The sequence below is a fragment of the Sinomonas mesophila genome (assembly GCF_001999765.1).
GTDB lineage: Bacteria > Actinomycetota > Actinomycetes > Actinomycetales > Micrococcaceae > Sinomonas > Sinomonas mesophila.
Window position 1 is genome coordinate 367,666 of record NZ_KV908323.1, and the last position, 14,572, is coordinate 382,237.

Here is a 14,572-nt window from a genome sequence, read left to right on the forward strand (position 1 = left end):
ATCCGCGTGTCGTTCACCTTCCGTTCACTATCGCCGCGGAGAGTCTTTACCTGACAGGCCTACCGTCGACAACAGTACGGCTCGTACGCACCCACACCACCCTGGAAGGGGTTCTTTTCGTGAAGGCTATCCGTTTCGGCCGCCTCTCGGCCGTTGCTGTCGTCGCCGCCGGCGCGCTTGCTCTCTCGGCATGCGGCACCGACAACCCGACCGGCAGCAACCAGTCCCCAGGCGCCACGGGCGCCGCTGTCAGCGGCACGCTCACGGGCATCGGCTCCTCGGCCCAGGGCGCGGCCATGGACGCCTGGAAGACCGCGTTCGGCTCCGCCAACTCCGGCGCCACGGTCCAGTACTCGCCGGACGGCTCCGGCGCCGGCCGCAAGGCCCTTATCGACGGCTCGGCCCAGTTCGGCGGCTCCGACGCCTACCTGAAGGACGAGGAGTACGAGAGCGCCAAGGCCCAGTGCGGCCCCGACGGAGCCCTCAACATCCCGGTCTACATCTCCCCGATCGCGGTCGCGTTCAACCTCCCGGAGGTCAAGGAGCTCAAGCTCGACGCCGAGACGCTCGCCAACATCTTCCGCGGCGAGATCGCCACGTGGAACGACCCGGCCATCGCCGCCCTCAACCCGGGCGTGACGCTGCCGGACCTCAAGGTCACCCCGGTGAACCGCTCCGACGACTCGGGCACCACGACGAACTTCACCGAGTACCTCGCCGCCGCCGCTCCGTCGGTCTGGACCGACAAGGCCTCGGGCGTGTGGCCGTCCTCGCTCCAGGGCGAGAACGCCAAGGGCACCTCCGGCGTCGTCAAGGTCGTCACCGACACCCCGGGTGCCGTGACCTACGCGGACGACTCGGCCGTCTCCGGCAAGCTCGGCACGGCCCAGATCAAGGTCGGCGAGTCCTTCACGACCATCTCCGCCGAGGCCGCCGCCAAGGCTGCCGACGCCTCCACCCCGGTCGCGGGCCGCAACGCGAGCGACGTCTCGCTCAAGCTCGACCGCAGCACCAAGACCGAGGGTGTCTACCCGATCGTCCTCGTCTCGTACCACATCGTCTGCTCGACCTACGCCGACCAGAAGACCGTGGACCTCGTGAAGGCGTTCGAGAGCTACGTCGTCTCGGAGAAGGGCCAGAAGGACGCCCAGGACGCCGCCAAGTCGGCCCCGCTGTCCTCCGACCTGCGCGCGAAGGCCAAGAAGGCCATCGACGCCATCAAGGTCAAGGCCTAGCCTGAGTCCAGGCCGAGAGCCTGACTGACCGAGATTCTCCGGTTCCCCGTCCCGCCCGGACGCCACTGCCGCGCACAGCGCAGCAGCCGCGGCGGGGCGGGGAACCTGCCCATGTTCGGAGCGTTCCCCCAAGCCGTTCCGGGCCAGCCGTTCCACTCATGCAGGCGCCGCCGTTGCCTGCAGCCAGAAGGAAGGGTCCCCAGTGACCACAGCGCCACCACGCCAGGCCGAACGGGCCGGCGTCCCCGCCGCGATTGCGGCGCAGGACAGCCCGCGCGGCGACAAGGTGTTCTCCACGCTCGCCCTCACGGCGGGCTGCCTCATCCTCGCCGTCCTCTTCGGCGTCGCCGTCTTCCTCGTCGTCCAGGCCATTCCGGCCTTCACCGCCGACCCGGCCGACATCCAAGGCGGGAAGGGCTTCCTCGCCTACATCGCCCCGATTGTCATCGGCACCGTCATCGCCGCGGCCATCGCGCTCGTGATTGCCACGCCGATCTCGATCGGCGTCGCCCTCTTCATCACGCATTTCGCGCCCCGCCGGATCGCCTCGGCCCTCGGCTACGTCATCGACCTCCTCGCCGCGATCCCCTCGGTCATCTACGGGGCGTGGGGCGCGTCCTTCCTCGCGAGGGAGATCTCCCCGGCCTACGTGTGGCTGGCCGAGAACGCCGGCTGGATCCCGATCTTCTCGGGTCCCGCCTCGGCGACAGGCAAGACCATCCTCACGGCGGGCATCGTGCTTTCCGTCATGGTCCTGCCCATCATCACCTCGCTCTCGCGCGAGATCTTCCTCCAGACGCCCAAGCTGCATGAGGAGGCCGCGCTGGCCCTCGGCGCGACGCGCTGGGAGATGATCAAGATGGCCGTGTTCCCGTTTGCCCGACCCGGAGTCGTCAGCGCGATCATGCTCGGCCTCGGCCGAGCGCTCGGCGAGACCATGGCGGTCGCGCTCGTGCTCTCCTCCGGTGCACTCACGGTGAGCCTCGTCCAGTCCGGCAACCAGACCATCGCGGCCGAGATCGCGCTCAACTTCCCCGAGGCGTCTGGACTCAAGGTCGCGACGCTCATCGCGGCGGGCCTCGTGCTGTTCGTCATCACCCTTGCGGTGAACATGGTGGCCCGCTGGATCATCAGCCGCCACAAGGAATTCTCGGGAGCGAACTGACATGACGACCACCGACGTTGCGCCCGGCCGTTCCAAGCTGACCCGCGGCCGTCTCCCCGGCTTCGCCCCCTGGGTCTCCCTCGCCGTCGCCCTCGTGCTGGGCGCCGCCGCTGTCGCCGTCCCGGGCTTCACCCCCTTCGGGTGGGGCATCGCCTCGGCGATCATCTTCGCGATCGTGTACGTGGCCTGGAGCCGGGCGGTCGAGGGCGGCCGCAAGGCGGCCGACAAGCTCGCCACGTGCCTCGTGGTCGGCGCCTTCCTCGTCGCGCTCCTGCCGCTCGTCTCGGTGATCTGGACCGTGCTCGTGGCCGGCATCCCCGGCCTCCTCACGCCCGGGTTCTTCACGACCTCCATGAATGGCGTCACGGGCGTGTTCGACAACCGCGCCGTCGAGGAGGGCGGGCCGGTGATCGGCGGCATCTACCACGCACTGCTCGGCACCCTCATGATCACGCTCCTCGCGACGCTCATCTCGGTCCCCGTCGGCCTGCTCACGTCGATCTACCTCGTGGAGTACGGCCAGGACAAGCCGCTCGCCCGGGCCATCACGTTCTTCGTCGACGTCATGACCGGCATCCCCTCGATCGTCGCGGGCCTCTTCGCGGCGGCGTTCTTCTTCCTCGTCGTCGGCCCCGGCACGAAGACGGGCTTCGTGGCGGCTGTCGCGCTGTCCGTGCTCATGATCCCCGTGGTCGTGCGCTCGAGCGAGGAGATGCTGAAGATCGTCCCGAACGAGCTGCGCGAGGCCTCCTACGCCCTCGGCGTCCGCAAGTGGCGCACGATCCTCAAGGTCGTCATCCCGACGGCGATCTCCGGCATCGCCTCGGGCGTGACCCTCGCGATCGCCCGCGTGATCGGCGAGACCGCCCCGATCCTCGTGACCGCGGGCTTCGCGACGACCATCAACAACAGCCCCTTCGCGGGCTGGATGGCCTCGCTGCCGACCTTCATCTACACGCAGATCCTCAACCCGACCTCGCCGTCCAACCCGGCGCCGTCGGACCAGCGCGCGTGGGGCGCAGCCCTCGTCCTCATCATCCTCGTCATGCTGCTGAACCTCGTGGCCCGGATCGTGGCCAAGGCCTTCGCGCCGAAGACCGGCCGCTGAGCGGCCCCAGCAGACCACCCCTGAACTCACGAACTGAGGAACCATGTCCAAGCGAATCGACGTCAAGGACCTGAACGTCTACTACGGCGACTTCCGCGCCGTGGAGGGCGTCAACATCAGCGTCGCCCCCAGGTCCGTCACCGCCTTCATCGGCCCGTCGGGCTGCGGCAAGTCCACCTTCCTGCGCACCCTCAACCGCATGCACGAGGTGCTCCCGGGCGCCCGCGTCGAGGGTCAGGTGCTCCTCGACGGGGACGACCTCTACGGCCCCGGCGTCGACCCCGTCGCCGTCCGCAGCCACGTGGGCATGGTCTTCCAGCGCCCCAACCCGTTCCCGACCATGTCCATCCGGGACAACGTCCTGGCCGGCGTGAAGCTCAACAGCAAGCGCCTCTCGAAGTCCGACGCCGACGAGCTCCTCGAGTCCTCGCTGCGCGGCGCGAACCTCTGGAACGAGGTCAAGGACCGCCTCGACAAGCCCGGCTCGGGCCTCTCGGGCGGCCAGCAGCAGCGCCTGTGCATCGCGCGCGCGATCGCGGTCAAGCCGGACGTGATCCTCATGGACGAGCCGTGCTCGGCCCTCGACCCGATCTCCACCCTCGCCGTCGAGGACCTCATCAACGAGCTCAAGGAGAACTACACGGTCGTGATCGTGACGCACAACATGCAGCAGGCTGCGCGCGTCTCGGACAAGACGGCGTTCTTCAACATCGCGGGCACGGGCAAGCCGGGCAAGCTCATCGAGTACGCGGACACCTCGGTGATCTTCAACAACCCGAGCGAGAAGGCGACCGAGGACTACGTCTCGGGCCGCTTCGGGTGATCGCGAGGCGCGCCCTAGGGCGCACATAGGCCTCCTCGGTGCCGCCTCGGCGGGCGGGCATCGGGGATGGGGGGACGACGGCGGCTGCCGAACCTTGGGGGCTCGGCAGCCGCCGTCTTGCTTTGCGGCGTGTGGCTGCTGCGCTCGTGTGCCGAGGCGCTGATGCCCCGGGGCCATGGCCCTCTCGCCGCTCAGCCGAGCGGCGAGAGGGCGAGCGCGAAGATGGCGCCGAGCGCCGCCGTCGTGAGCGGGGTGACGAGCCAGAACCGGACGAGCCGGATCACGAGGCGGCCGTTGACGGCCGCGTAGTCCTGGTTCGAGCCCGCGCCGAGCACGGACGAGACGACCGTGTGCGTCGTCGAGAGCGGCCAGTGCAGCCCGAGCGCGCCGAAGAACAGCATCCCCGAGGTCACGAGCTGCGAGACGAAGCCGCGCAGCGGGTCCACGCGCACGAGCCGGTGGCTGAGCGTGTACGTGATCCTCCAGCCGCCGGCGAGCGTTCCGGCGCCGAGGACGGCGGCCGCGAAGGCCGTGGTCCAGGCGGGGATGCTGGTGTAGTCGGCGCCCGAGCCGAGGGCCGCGATCATGAGCACGGCGATGATGCGCTGGCCGTCCTGGAGCCCGTGCGCGAAGGCGACGGCGCTCGTCCCCACCGACTGCGCGGCCCGAAGGCCCGCGTGCGCGTGGCTCGGCTGGGCGTACCGCACGGCCCACGTCACGCCGGCGGTCAGGAAGAACGCCGCCCCGAACGCGAGCAGGGGCGACAGGAGGAGCGGCAGGCCGACCTGGACCCAGAACACCCGGTCGAGCTGCGCGACCCCCTCGTGGCCCACGAGGCCCGCGGCGGCCGACGAGCCGACGAGCCCGCCCACGAGGGCGTGCGTCGACGACGAGGGGTAGCCGAGCCACCACGCGTAGGTGTTCCACAGGATCGCGCTCGCGAGCGTGGCGAGGAGCATGATGAGCCCCCCGCTGCCCTCGGGCGTGGTGAGCCAGAAGCCGCCGAAGTAGGCCAGGAGCCATGCGCTCGTGACCGCGCCGGCCACATTGAAGAGCGTCGCGAGGGCCGCGGCGATGCTCGGGGCCAGGGCCCGGGTGCGGACCGTGAGGCCGATGGCCGCGGAGGCGTCGCGGAAGCCGTTGAGGAAGCCGAAGGCGGCCGTGAAGACGACGACCGTTGCCGCGAGCACGAATCCCACTCAGGCTTCCCTGACGATGATCCGGCCCACGTGCGTGGCGACGTCACGCAGTGCCCGGCTGGCGGCCAGGAGCTCCCGGCCGACCTCGACGGTGCGGGCGAAGGACGTGATCGAGAGCTCGCGCAACGCCGAACTGCTCCAGACGCGGTGCGTGTGCTCGGCCCGCTTGGCCAGCCGCGTCATGTCGAGCCAGTAGTCCTCGAGGTCCTCGAGGTTGTTGAGCTGGTGCATTGCGGTGACGGTCAGCTCGGCCTCGCGCGTGACGATCTCGAGCAGGTCGGCGGCCTCGCGGGGGAGCCGGTCGAGCCCGTGCAGGACGACGAGTTCGCCGACGCCGCCGAGCCGTTCGACCGTGAGCTGAAGGTTCTCGGAGAGGACCAGGAGGTCCTCGCGGGGGAGCGGGTTGACGAAGCTCGTGCGCAGCTGGGTCAGGAGCGAGCGGGCCAGCTCCGTAGTGCGGGTGTCGATCGCGGTGAGCTCGTCGACGAGGCTCCCGTAGTCGGAACGGCGGGCCCCGAACATCTCGGAGAGCGCCTGGACCGCCAGGAGGGACTGCTGCGCCATGGAGGAGAGCAGCTCGAGCCCCGCCGTCTCCTGGGGAAAGAGCCGAAACTTCATGGAACTTATCGAACTCCGTGCAGCAGGGCCGCGGGGGCCGGTTCTCTCGCGGACGGCAAGTGCGACGCCGCCCGTCCGGCGGGCCGCCGGCATGTGCATCTTACGGGACGAGGATGAATGCACCCCGGCGGAGCCGGGACGATACGGCGGAGCCGGGACGATACGGCGGAGCCGGGACGATACGGCGCAGCCGGCACACGAGCCCCCGAGGGCAAAGCTAAGGCGCCGAACCGGGAGCGCCTCTCGGCGGAAGGCCGCTCTAGGCGGCTAAAAGTTGGAGCCCGGGGCTGCCACGGTCCGACGCCACCTTCAGTCTTCCTCTCGCCCCGGGGTCGAGTCAACCTTGACGATTCCGGGCCCGGAGGCTAGGGCAGGGCCCGCGGGCGCCTCAGTCGAGCTGGCCCCGGCGCCACGCCTTGGCCGAGGCTTCGAGGTCTTCGGCCGTCTTGACCAGCTGGTGGGCGCTCTTGGTGAGCTTGGTCGCGTGCTGCGAGTTGGCCCACTCGGCGCTGTCGGCGAGGGTCGCCTGGCCGAGCGCGACGACGCGGCAGAACGCCGCCGAGCGTTCGAGCGCGACGTCGAAGTCGCCGTCGAACGCCCCGGAGAGGATCGCGTCCGCCATCGTCGTGAGTTCGTCCGCGCCGGGCGGCTCGGCCACGCCGGCAACAACGTGCGAGACCTGGGCGGTGTCCTTGCCGGCCTTGAAGTAGACGGAGACGCGCTCCGGGTCCTTCTTCGTCGCGGCCCGGAGGGCGTAGAGGCGCCACAGCGCGCCGGGGAGGGAGCGGGCCGGGCTCTCGGCCCACATCTCGGCGATGGCCTCGAGGCCCTGCTCGTCGGCGAGGCGGACGAGCCGCCGGGTGACCTCGGGGTCCTCGCTCTCGCGGCCGCGGTGCACGAGGGCCTGGGCCGCAAGGTGCGCCGCCTCCGAGACGCGGGCGGGATCGGCACCCCCGGCGAAGGGCTCGAAGTCGATCGGCGCGAACGGCTTGGGCTTGTGGTGCCTGACCGGTCCGCCGGCGGGTGACATGCCTTGCTCGCTCATGCCAGTACGGTACTCCTGTTGCCCGTGGCTGCCCACGCGAAGGGTCCCGCGCACGGACCGTCCCGGCGGGCAGCGAGCCTTGGCGGGCCCAGGGAGCGGGGCCGGGGCCCGGGAGACCGGGCTGCTGCGCTAGAGTACTGGTGTCCGGCTATGCGCCGGGCCGGGCCTCTAGCTCAGTTGGTAGAGCAGCGGACTTTTAATCCGCGGGTCGTGGGTTCGAGGCCCACGGGGCCCACCGGGATCTGCGGGCAACGAGCGAGGCTCGAGTGATGCCTGGTCGGAAAGCGGAGCTGGCTGCGATCAGGTTGGCATGATGGCGGTCGCTTCGTCGAGTTCGCCATGGCAACGGCCGAGCCAGGCGTCGCCCCAGAAGAAGTTGCAGCTGGTCTGGGCTTGGAGGAGATGGCGGCGGGCCAGTTCGAGGCCGGGGTCGGACGGGCCGATCCGGGTGGCGGCGGCGTGAAGCTGCCGGCTGACCTGCCGCACGCGCGCGAGGGCGTCGCGCTGGGCGGGGCCGCCGGTCCACTGCGTGAAGCCGCGGCCGTCGTGCCAGCCGGTGTTCCACGCCCCGTCACGCACTCGTACCTCGCCATAGGGCGGGTGGCTGGCGAGGTGGTCAGTGATGAAGGTGGGCGCGATGCCGCCTGCCGTGCCGCTCCGGGCGCGGTCGAGGAGGGGCTGGTAGAAGCCGGTCCAGAAGTTGGTGCCGGCGGTCGTGTTCCTGAACCATCCGCCGTTGTCGCCGTCGGTCGCGGTGGTGACCAGGGGCGTGAACTCGCAGTGCCGGGTGCGGGCCGTGACCTCGCGGATGAACCACTCGGGATCCATTCCGGATTCCTGGGCGTCGGAGAGTTCCCGGTCGCGCACGACGACGATGATCTCGCCGCCGCCGTGGCGCGCCACATGGGGCCGGTAGCGCAGCTCGTCCCAGCGCATGGGGTCGACGGCCTCGACGTTCTCGGAGTCGACGAGCACGTACCGGTAGCCCATGGCCTGGAGGAGGGGGATGAGCTCCATGGTGAAGCCCATCTCGGGCGGCCAGAACCCGCCGGTGTGGGGGCGGGGGAAGAGCCGTCCGGCCGCCCGGCGCCACGCGTGGAGCTGGTCGGGCCAGTCCTCGGCCGGAATGAGGGGGAGCACGGGGTGGTAGTGAGCGGTGGCCAGGACGTCGATGATTGCCGTGTTCTGCCAGTGCCAAAGCAGCGATCCGCAGTCCACGATCCCGTACACGCGGGACTGGAAGGCCGGATCCGCGAGCGTCTCGAGCAGGGTCCCCGAGATCGAGAGGTGGACTCGGCCGATGTCCTCGTACGGCCAGAGGGACCGGGGGATGCGGTCGAGGGCGTAGAGGATCTCCCGGGCGGCCCACGGATCGGTCTCGAGCAGGTGCTCGAGGTTGCCGGGCGGCTGGTGCAAGTTGAGCACCGAGGCGAAGTCGATCTGCCCGGCCATCAGGCCACCTCGCAGGCTTCGATGGCGCGGCGGGCCAGCTCGGCGCCGTAGTCGGTCCAGATGCCCTGGCCCCAGTAGCGGTAGCAGCTGGTCTCGCAGGCCAGCAGGTAGAACAGGGCCCGCCTGTAGGCGGGGTCGCTGCTGGGCACACCGGCGGTGAGGAACCGCTCGTTGAAGAGGGCGCTGGCCCGCTGCATCGGGGCGAGGACGCTGTCGTAGCCGGACACCCAGGAGATGTTGTTGGTCCAGCTGCCCCCGTCCATGTGGAACCCGCCGTCCTCGCCGGAGAGCTGGTCGATGACTTCCCTGAGCCGCTCGGGCCCCTCGCCCGGGGTGAGCCGATCCCACACCCGGTGCTGGCCCGCCGGCTGGATCGGCGGCAGGTCTGCCGGGGCGACGCCGAGGGCGGCGAGGCCCTCGAGATACTCCGAGACGTTGAGAGCGGGCGTGGACGAGCCGGAGGACTCGGCGATGACGTCGAAGTACTTGGGGGGGAACTCGTTCATCATCACGCCCCCGTTCTCGCCGTCGGCAATCTGGGTGACGAGCGGCGGGACCATCCGGCCGCCGAGCTGCAGGGGTGCGAGGCCCTTGGCCTCGTAGTAGGGCTGCATCTGGCCGACCAGCTTGGTGTCGCTGCCCTGGGTCTTGACGATCGCGGTGATCGTGGCGGTTTCGCCGCGGGAGCTCGTGCAGGTGAGCCGGTGCGGAAGATGCGGGCGGTCGACGGCGGAGCCGTCGGGGCGCTCGACGGTGTGCTCCTGGACCAGGACCCACTCGTAGCCGCACTCGACGAGCGTCCGCACGAACTCGTAGGCGACATCGGGCTGGTTCGGCAGGGCCATCTCGGCGGGGGAGAAGCCCCGGACCCGGCCGAGGGCCTCGGTGCCGAAGATGGCGGCGAAGTGATGCTGCCACGCGCGGACATGCAGGCGGAAGTCCTGGACGGGGGTGGAGGGGGCCACCGCGTGCCCCCAGGTCGATCCCAGCCATTCCACCGCGCCCCGCCAGGGGTCGTCGCGGGTGATCCGGACCAGCGCGTCGAACACGTCATGCCGGCCCATCTGGCGCATCCCGTGCAGCAGGGTGCCCGAGTAGTCCAGCATCACCCGGGGCGCCAGCCCCCGCTCCAGGAGCTGGGGGACGAACTCGCCCATCCGCTTGTAGCACTCCGCGAACACCGGGGCGTTGTGGTTGTCGCCCTGGTCGGGGTGGTCCATCATCCACGCGAGGTTCGAGATCACCGCCGCGCTCTGCAGGTCCTGCCCGCCGGCCGGAATCAGGGGTTGGTGCATATGCAGTGCGACGGCGAAGCCGCTGCCCGCGTGGGCGAGGTCCACGCCGTCGAACGCCCGCGGCTCGCGGCCGGCCGCGATCGCCTGGGCGACCACGTCCTCCTGACCGCAGATGTTCGGCAGGCCGTCCACGTACTCATCCATGGCGTCCATTGGCTTCCCTCCCCTGGGCGGGGCTACTTGTGGCGGATGTGGTCGTAGATGTTGACATAGTCCTGACCCGGGCGGGCCCAGGAGTAGTCGCTGCGCATCGCGTTGTGCATCAGCTGGCGGAACTCGCCGGGGTAGTCGAACCACAGCCCGAACGCACGTTCCAGCGCCGACTCGATGGCGGTGTTGTCGCTCTGGTGGAACGTGTATCCGTTGCGCTGCCAGTGCGGGCGGTCCGAGAAGTCCCGATCGAAGACCGTGTCGACCATGCCGCCCACCGCCCGCACCACCGGGATGGTCCCGTAGCGCATGGCGATCAGGGGGGTCAGCCCGCAGGGCTCGAACATCGAGGGCACCACCAGCATGTCCGCCCCCGCGTAGATCAGGTGCGCGAGTTCCTCGTCGTATCCGATCTCCAGGTGGCAATCCGGGTTGTCGTTGAGGTAGTGCTTGAGATGCCGGAAGTGCCCGTTGATCCCTTGGTGCAGTCCGTCTCCAAGGAGCACGAACTGCGCCCCCCTCTCCAGGGCGTAGAACAGGGCGTGGTGCACCTGGTGCATCCCCTTCTGCTCGTCGAGGCGCCCCACATAGGCCACGATCGGGCTGTACGTGTCCCGCATCCAGAGCCGTTCCCGCAGCCGTCTCTTCGCCTCGTACTTGCCCTCGAGCTGCTCCGCCGAATAGCGGGCAGGGAGGAAGGGGTCGATCTCAGGGTTCCAGATGTCATAGTCCACCCCGTTGAGCACCCCGCCGAACTTGACCTGATGCGTCCCCAGAGTTGGTCCCAGCCCGTCACCGCCGTCGCCGAAGCGGGCCTCGCCGGCATGGTTGGGTGAGACCGTGGTGGTGAAGTTGGAGTACACCACCCCGCCCTTCATCAGGTTCACCGCCCGGAACTCCTGGTCGTCGCCGAGGCGGTCACGGTCCAGGAAATCGTCAGGCCGGCCCAGCTGGGTGCTCCACAGCACGTGGGGGCCAGTCAAGCCCTGGTGGCGGAAGTTGTGGATCGTGTAGCACACGCGCTGCTCGGGCATCACATGCCCGTACTGCTCATACAAGAGCACCGGGACGAGACCGGTCTGCCAGTCGTGGCAATGGATCACATCCGGGCGCTTCCCCGCCTTGTACAGGTATTCCAAGGCGGCCTTGGAAAAGAACGTGAAGCGGTCCACGTCATCGGGGTAGCCGTACAGGAGCTCCCGGTCGAAGAACCCCTCGCCCGAATGCGGCTCGATGAAGAAGCACTTCCGCCCATGCACGTAGCCGAACCACACGCTGCAGTGGACCGTCGTCCCATGCCACGGCACCCACAGGTCGTGGTAGTCGATGGTCAACCCGTAGACATCCTCATGCCGCATGCCTGCGTACTTGGGCAGCACGATCTCCACCGCGTGGCCCCGGAGCTCCAGCTCACGACTCAGGCCGAAAACCACATCGCCCAGGCCCCCTGCCTTGGCCACTGGCGCGCACTCGCTCGCCACCATCACCACGTACATGCCTCACCCCCGCCGCACTCTGTGTCAAAGCTCAATCGTCACACTAGGCACCTTAGACGAGCTGGACGTCACGAGGACCGATGAGACTTTCCGGTCATCGATCATTCACTCGACGTTCTACCTGGCAACGTCACACGCCCGGTGGCCACGTAGTGAACAGGTTGAGGGTTCGCCCACCGGGCCCACCGCATAGTGTGTCGGCATGCTCGACCTGGACGCTGTCCATGCTCGACGACGAGCAGGGCTTCGCGTTCCGCGGCACCGAGCAGGCGCGGCTGCTCCCCGAACTCGACGCCGACGGCCTGCCCAGCTCGTCAAGCACCGCGACAGCGCCTTCGCCGGGACGGATCTGCTGCAGCGCCTGCAGACGTGGGGTGCCGACGCGGTCCTGCTCGCGGGCGTCTCGACGCACCTGTGCCTCGCCCAGACCGCGGTGGACGCCTACGCGTACAACCTCCGGGCCGCCTTCGCCGATGAGGCGATGGGCGCGGACGTGCCGGAGAGCGCGGACGCGATGCTCGCCGTCGTCCTCGAGGAGTACCGCCAGGAGAAGCTCACACAGCCCGCGGCGATCGCGCGACTGCGGGGGAGCTGACGCGCGAGACCTGACGCTCACGGACGCTCGCTGCCACTCCCTCGGCCCTGCCGCCGCTGGCCCCGCGGCTAGGGTTGAGGCATGACCCAGCGCCACGCCACCATGCAGGACGTCGCCCGGGCCGCCGGGGTCTCGCACCAGACGGTCTCGCGCGTGCTCAACGGGCACCCCTACGTGAGCGAGGCGGCGCGGACCGCCGTCGAGGCCGCGATCCGCGAGCTCGGCTACAGGCGCAACACGGCCGCCCGCAGCCTCGTGACACGGCGCTCGCAGACGATCGGCGTGCTCGGCAGCGAGGTCACGGCCTTCGGCCCCTCGAGCACGCTCTGGGGCGTCGAGCAGGCGGCCCACGAGGCCGGCTACTTCGTCAGCATCGCCGGGCTGCGCGACGTCACGGCCTCGAACATCGCCGACGCCCTCGCGCACTTCGGCGACCAGGCGGTGGACGGGATCGTCGTCGTCGTGCCCCACCCCGGCACGTTCGAGACGCTGCGCGGGCTCGACGTCGGCGTCCCGCTCGTCGCCGTCGGCGCGCACGGCCAGCCGGGCCTCGCGGGCGCACGCGTCGACCAGGAGCAGGGCGCGCACGACGCCGTCGCGCATCTCGCGGGGCTCGGTCACCGCCGCATCGGGCACGTCGCGGGCCCGGCAGGCTGGATCGACGCCGCCGCCCGCGAGGCCGGGTGGCGGGACGCGCTGGCCGAGGCCGGCGCACCGGCGCACCAGTGGCGCCGCGAGGGGGACTGGACGGCGGCGGATGGGTACCGGATCGGACTCGAGCTCGCCGAGGCGCTGGACGGGCCGGACGCGCCGACGGCCGTGTTCGTCGCGAACGACCAGATGGCCCTCGGCGTCCTCCGCGCTCTGAGCGAGCGCGGGGTCAACGTCCCCGGGCGGCTCTCGGTCGTGGGCTTCGACGACCTCCCCGAGGCGGCCTTCTTCATCCCGCCCCTGACCACCGTGCGGCAGGACTTCGCCGAGCTCGGCCGCCGCGCGCTCGCCGTCCTCCTCGCGGAGATCGAGGGCGCCTCCGGACCGCGTGCGGAGGAAGACGGCGGCGCCGGGGCGGTGGACGGCGCGGCGGACGGCGCAGGTGCGACCGTGCCCGCCGAGCTCGTCGTGCGCGAGACGACGGCACCGCCCGGGGGCTGACACGACTCCTCGGGACACGCGCACCAGACGCGGCCAAGGCCGGCACTGACAACGCGACTGGCGACAGCCCACCAGCAGGCATGGAGTCGATGGTCGCCCCACCCGGAACCCTGGAATGGACCGGCCCTCCGGCACGCGATACCTGACCTACCCCCACGCCGACTCCGGGGCCGACGGCCGAGGCCATCCGGGCGGCGGCTCAGCCGAGGAGGGGGAAGCCAGCGAGGATCTGCTTCAGGTGCATCACCTGACGCGGGAAGAACTCGGCGACGGTGAGGCCCACGACCTCCGCCTCGGCGCTGACTTCGGCGACGACACGGCGGACCTGGGCGCTCGTCAGCCCCCCGCGGTCCGCGCCGAGGCCGAGCCGGACCTCGTCGGCGTCGATCGTGTCGACGTCGAAGTGGATGGCCACGCGCGAGGCGGCGGTGCCCCGCAGCCAGTCGAGGAGCGCGGAGCTGTCCGAGCGCAGCGCGTCCGGCGGGAAGACGGACAGGCCCCACGCCTCGGCGACCGCGGGCAGGGACCGGTCTGTCCAGTCGTGCATCCCGACAAGAGCGACGCGGCTCGGCGGGATCGTCGCCGGGAGCCGGCGGAGGACGTCGGGATCGCCATGGCCCGTGAGCGCCGAGACGGCCATCGCGTGGTACCCGGGGTACGCGCCATCGCCCGTGCCGATGTCCGGGTGGGAGTCGACCCACAGCACGGCAAGATCGTCGCCGTGCCTCTCGGCGAGCGCGGAGAAGGGGGCCACGCTGACCCCGCAGTCGCCGCCCAGGGTCGTGATCCGCTCCGGCCGGTACTGGCGGATGATCGAGAGGGCCGCCTCGAGCTGCTCCAGAATGGCGGCCTTGGCCTCGACCCCGTCCCGCTCCTCGAGGCCGGAGTCGCCGAACTCGACGGGCACGACGGCGGTCGGCCCCTCATGCTCGGGGAGCACCGCCTGCAGCACCCTCGTGCCCACCGTGTAGCCCCGGCGGGCGTCGTCGAACGGGAACTCCGGCGCGAGATCGCGCACGCTCGACGTCCCGGCGCCCTGCCACTGGGGCCACACGAGGCGAAGATGCGCGCTGGGGGACGGGTGTGTGCGGGTCATGCGTGCCTCCTCCTGGGCGTGGGCGTGGTGGGCCCGCCACCCACTCAAACGCAGGCCTCCGAGTGAGGGCAAGGGGGACTCGGAGCGGATGCCGGGGTCCCGGGGGGAGAACCGCCCCGCCGTCGTGCGAGACGGCGACGCCG

13 protein-coding genes and 1 tRNA gene are annotated in these 14,572 nt (G+C 70.5%); 7 read left to right on the plus strand and 7 right to left on the minus strand.

The window, feature by feature from the left end; genetic code table 11:
• The first annotated feature begins 119 nt into the window (after positions 1-119).
• From pstS to pstB, 4 genes are all read left to right on the plus strand, one after another.
• A complete protein-coding gene (gene pstS, locus BV907_RS03630) occupies positions 120-1,235 on the plus strand; it encodes a phosphate ABC transporter substrate-binding protein PstS (protein WP_077488308.1) in 1,116 nt (371 codons plus the stop codon).
• Positions 1,236-1,488: 253 nt separating this feature from the next.
• Positions 1,489-2,400, plus strand: a complete 912-nt coding sequence (pstC, locus tag BV907_RS03635; RefSeq protein WP_077488416.1) for a phosphate ABC transporter permease subunit PstC — start codon at positions 1,489-1,491, stop codon at positions 2,398-2,400.
• A gap of 1 nt (position 2,401) precedes the next feature.
• Entirely contained in the window at positions 2,402-3,508 is a 1,107-nt protein-coding gene (pstA, locus tag BV907_RS03640) for a phosphate ABC transporter permease PstA (protein WP_077488310.1), read from the plus strand.
• A gap of 43 nt (positions 3,509-3,551) precedes the next feature.
• Positions 3,552-4,331: a phosphate ABC transporter ATP-binding protein PstB gene (pstB, locus tag BV907_RS03645; protein WP_077488311.1), complete on the plus strand. Its 780-nt coding sequence runs from the start codon at positions 3,552-3,554 to the stop codon at positions 4,329-4,331.
• Positions 4,332-4,522: 191 nt separating this feature from the next.
• Here pstB and BV907_RS03650 read toward each other — a convergent pair whose 3' ends face one another.
• The 3 genes from BV907_RS03650 to BV907_RS03660 form a co-directional block, all read right to left on the minus strand.
• Entirely contained in the window at positions 4,523-5,530 is a 1,008-nt protein-coding gene (locus BV907_RS03650; protein WP_077488312.1) for an inorganic phosphate transporter, read from the minus strand.
• Complete coding sequence (locus BV907_RS03655) at positions 5,531-6,148, minus strand: nuclease PIN (protein ID WP_077488314.1); 618 nt, start codon at positions 6,146-6,148, stop codon at positions 5,531-5,533.
• Positions 6,149-6,536: 388 nt separating this feature from the next.
• Positions 6,537-7,193 carry a hypothetical protein gene (locus BV907_RS03660; protein WP_077488315.1) on the minus strand — a complete coding sequence of 219 codons (657 nt, stop codon included), beginning with the start codon at positions 7,191-7,193 and terminating at the stop codon, positions 6,537-6,539.
• 162 nt (positions 7,194-7,355) lie between these two features.
• Between BV907_RS03660 and BV907_RS03665 the strand changes: the two genes are divergently transcribed.
• A tRNA-Lys gene (locus BV907_RS03665) sits at positions 7,356-7,428 on the plus strand.
• A 65-nt stretch (positions 7,429-7,493) separates the two neighbouring features.
• Here BV907_RS03665 and BV907_RS03670 read toward each other — a convergent pair.
• The 3 genes from BV907_RS03670 to BV907_RS03680 are packed head-to-tail and all read right to left on the minus strand — an operon-like array spanning position 7,494 to position 11,574.
• Positions 7,494-8,645 (minus strand): polysaccharide deacetylase family protein, encoded by a 1,152-nt coding sequence (locus BV907_RS03670; protein WP_077488317.1) that lies wholly within the window; start codon positions 8,643-8,645, stop codon positions 7,494-7,496.
• Complete coding sequence (locus tag BV907_RS03675; RefSeq protein ID WP_077488319.1) at positions 8,645-10,093, minus strand: glycosyl hydrolase family 57; 1,449 nt, start codon at positions 10,091-10,093, stop codon at positions 8,645-8,647. Before BV907_RS03675 ends, BV907_RS03670 begins: the two co-directional genes overlap by 1 nt.
• Positions 10,094-10,116: 23 nt before the next feature.
• Positions 10,117-11,574 carry a glycogen synthase gene (locus tag BV907_RS03680; RefSeq protein ID WP_245827783.1) on the minus strand — a complete coding sequence of 486 codons (1,458 nt, stop codon included), beginning with the start codon at positions 11,572-11,574 and terminating at the stop codon, positions 10,117-10,119.
• Between the two features lie 214 nt (positions 11,575-11,788).
• On the opposite strand from BV907_RS03680, the gene BV907_RS03685 reads away from it, so the two are divergent.
• Both BV907_RS03685 and BV907_RS03690 read left to right on the plus strand, forming a co-directional pair.
• Positions 11,789-12,181, plus strand: coding sequence for an isochorismatase family protein (locus tag BV907_RS03685; protein ID WP_077488321.1), 393 nt, complete (start codon positions 11,789-11,791; stop codon positions 12,179-12,181).
• Between the two features lie 81 nt (positions 12,182-12,262).
• On the plus strand, positions 12,263-13,333 hold the full coding sequence (locus tag BV907_RS03690; RefSeq protein WP_245827771.1) for a LacI family DNA-binding transcriptional regulator: 1,071 nt from the start codon (positions 12,263-12,265) through the stop codon (positions 13,331-13,333).
• A gap of 199 nt (positions 13,334-13,532) precedes the next feature.
• Here BV907_RS03690 and BV907_RS03695 read toward each other — a convergent pair whose 3' ends face one another.
• The gene (locus BV907_RS03695) at positions 13,533-14,429 is read right to left on the minus strand and encodes an arginase family protein (RefSeq protein ID WP_077488323.1); all 897 of its coding nucleotides are present in this window, start codon (positions 14,427-14,429) and stop codon (positions 13,533-13,535) included.
• Between the last annotated feature and the right edge of the window lie 143 nt (positions 14,430-14,572).

What these genes read in the sequence shown, in the direction of transcription:
- BV907_RS03660 (WP_077488315.1), bottom strand. Translation starts at nt 7,193, where the DNA reads ATGAGCGAGCAAGGCATGTCACCCGCCGGCGGACCGGTCAGGCACCAC.
- BV907_RS03685 (WP_077488321.1), top strand. Translation starts at nt 11,789, where the DNA reads ATGCTCGACCTGGACGCTGTCCATGCTCGACGACGAGCAGGGCTTCGC.
- pstA (WP_077488310.1), top strand. Translation starts at nt 2,402, where the DNA reads ATGACGACCACCGACGTTGCGCCCGGCCGTTCCAAGCTGACCCGCGGC.
- BV907_RS03695 (WP_077488323.1), bottom strand. Translation starts at nt 14,429, where the DNA reads ATGACCCGCACACACCCGTCCCCCAGCGCGCATCTTCGCCTCGTGTGG.
- BV907_RS03655 (WP_077488314.1), bottom strand. Translation starts at nt 6,148, where the DNA reads ATGAAGTTTCGGCTCTTTCCCCAGGAGACGGCGGGGCTCGAGCTGCTC.
- BV907_RS03670 (WP_077488317.1), bottom strand. Translation starts at nt 8,645, where the DNA reads ATGGCCGGGCAGATCGACTTCGCCTCGGTGCTCAACTTGCACCAGCCG.
- pstB (WP_077488311.1), top strand. Translation starts at nt 3,552, where the DNA reads ATGTCCAAGCGAATCGACGTCAAGGACCTGAACGTCTACTACGGCGAC.
- BV907_RS03675 (WP_077488319.1), bottom strand. Translation starts at nt 10,093, where the DNA reads ATGGACGCCATGGATGAGTACGTGGACGGCCTGCCGAACATCTGCGGT.
- BV907_RS03680 (WP_245827783.1), bottom strand. Translation starts at nt 11,574, where the DNA reads ATGGTGGCGAGCGAGTGCGCGCCAGTGGCCAAGGCAGGGGGCCTGGGC.
- BV907_RS03690 (WP_245827771.1), top strand. Translation starts at nt 12,263, where the DNA reads ATGACCCAGCGCCACGCCACCATGCAGGACGTCGCCCGGGCCGCCGGG.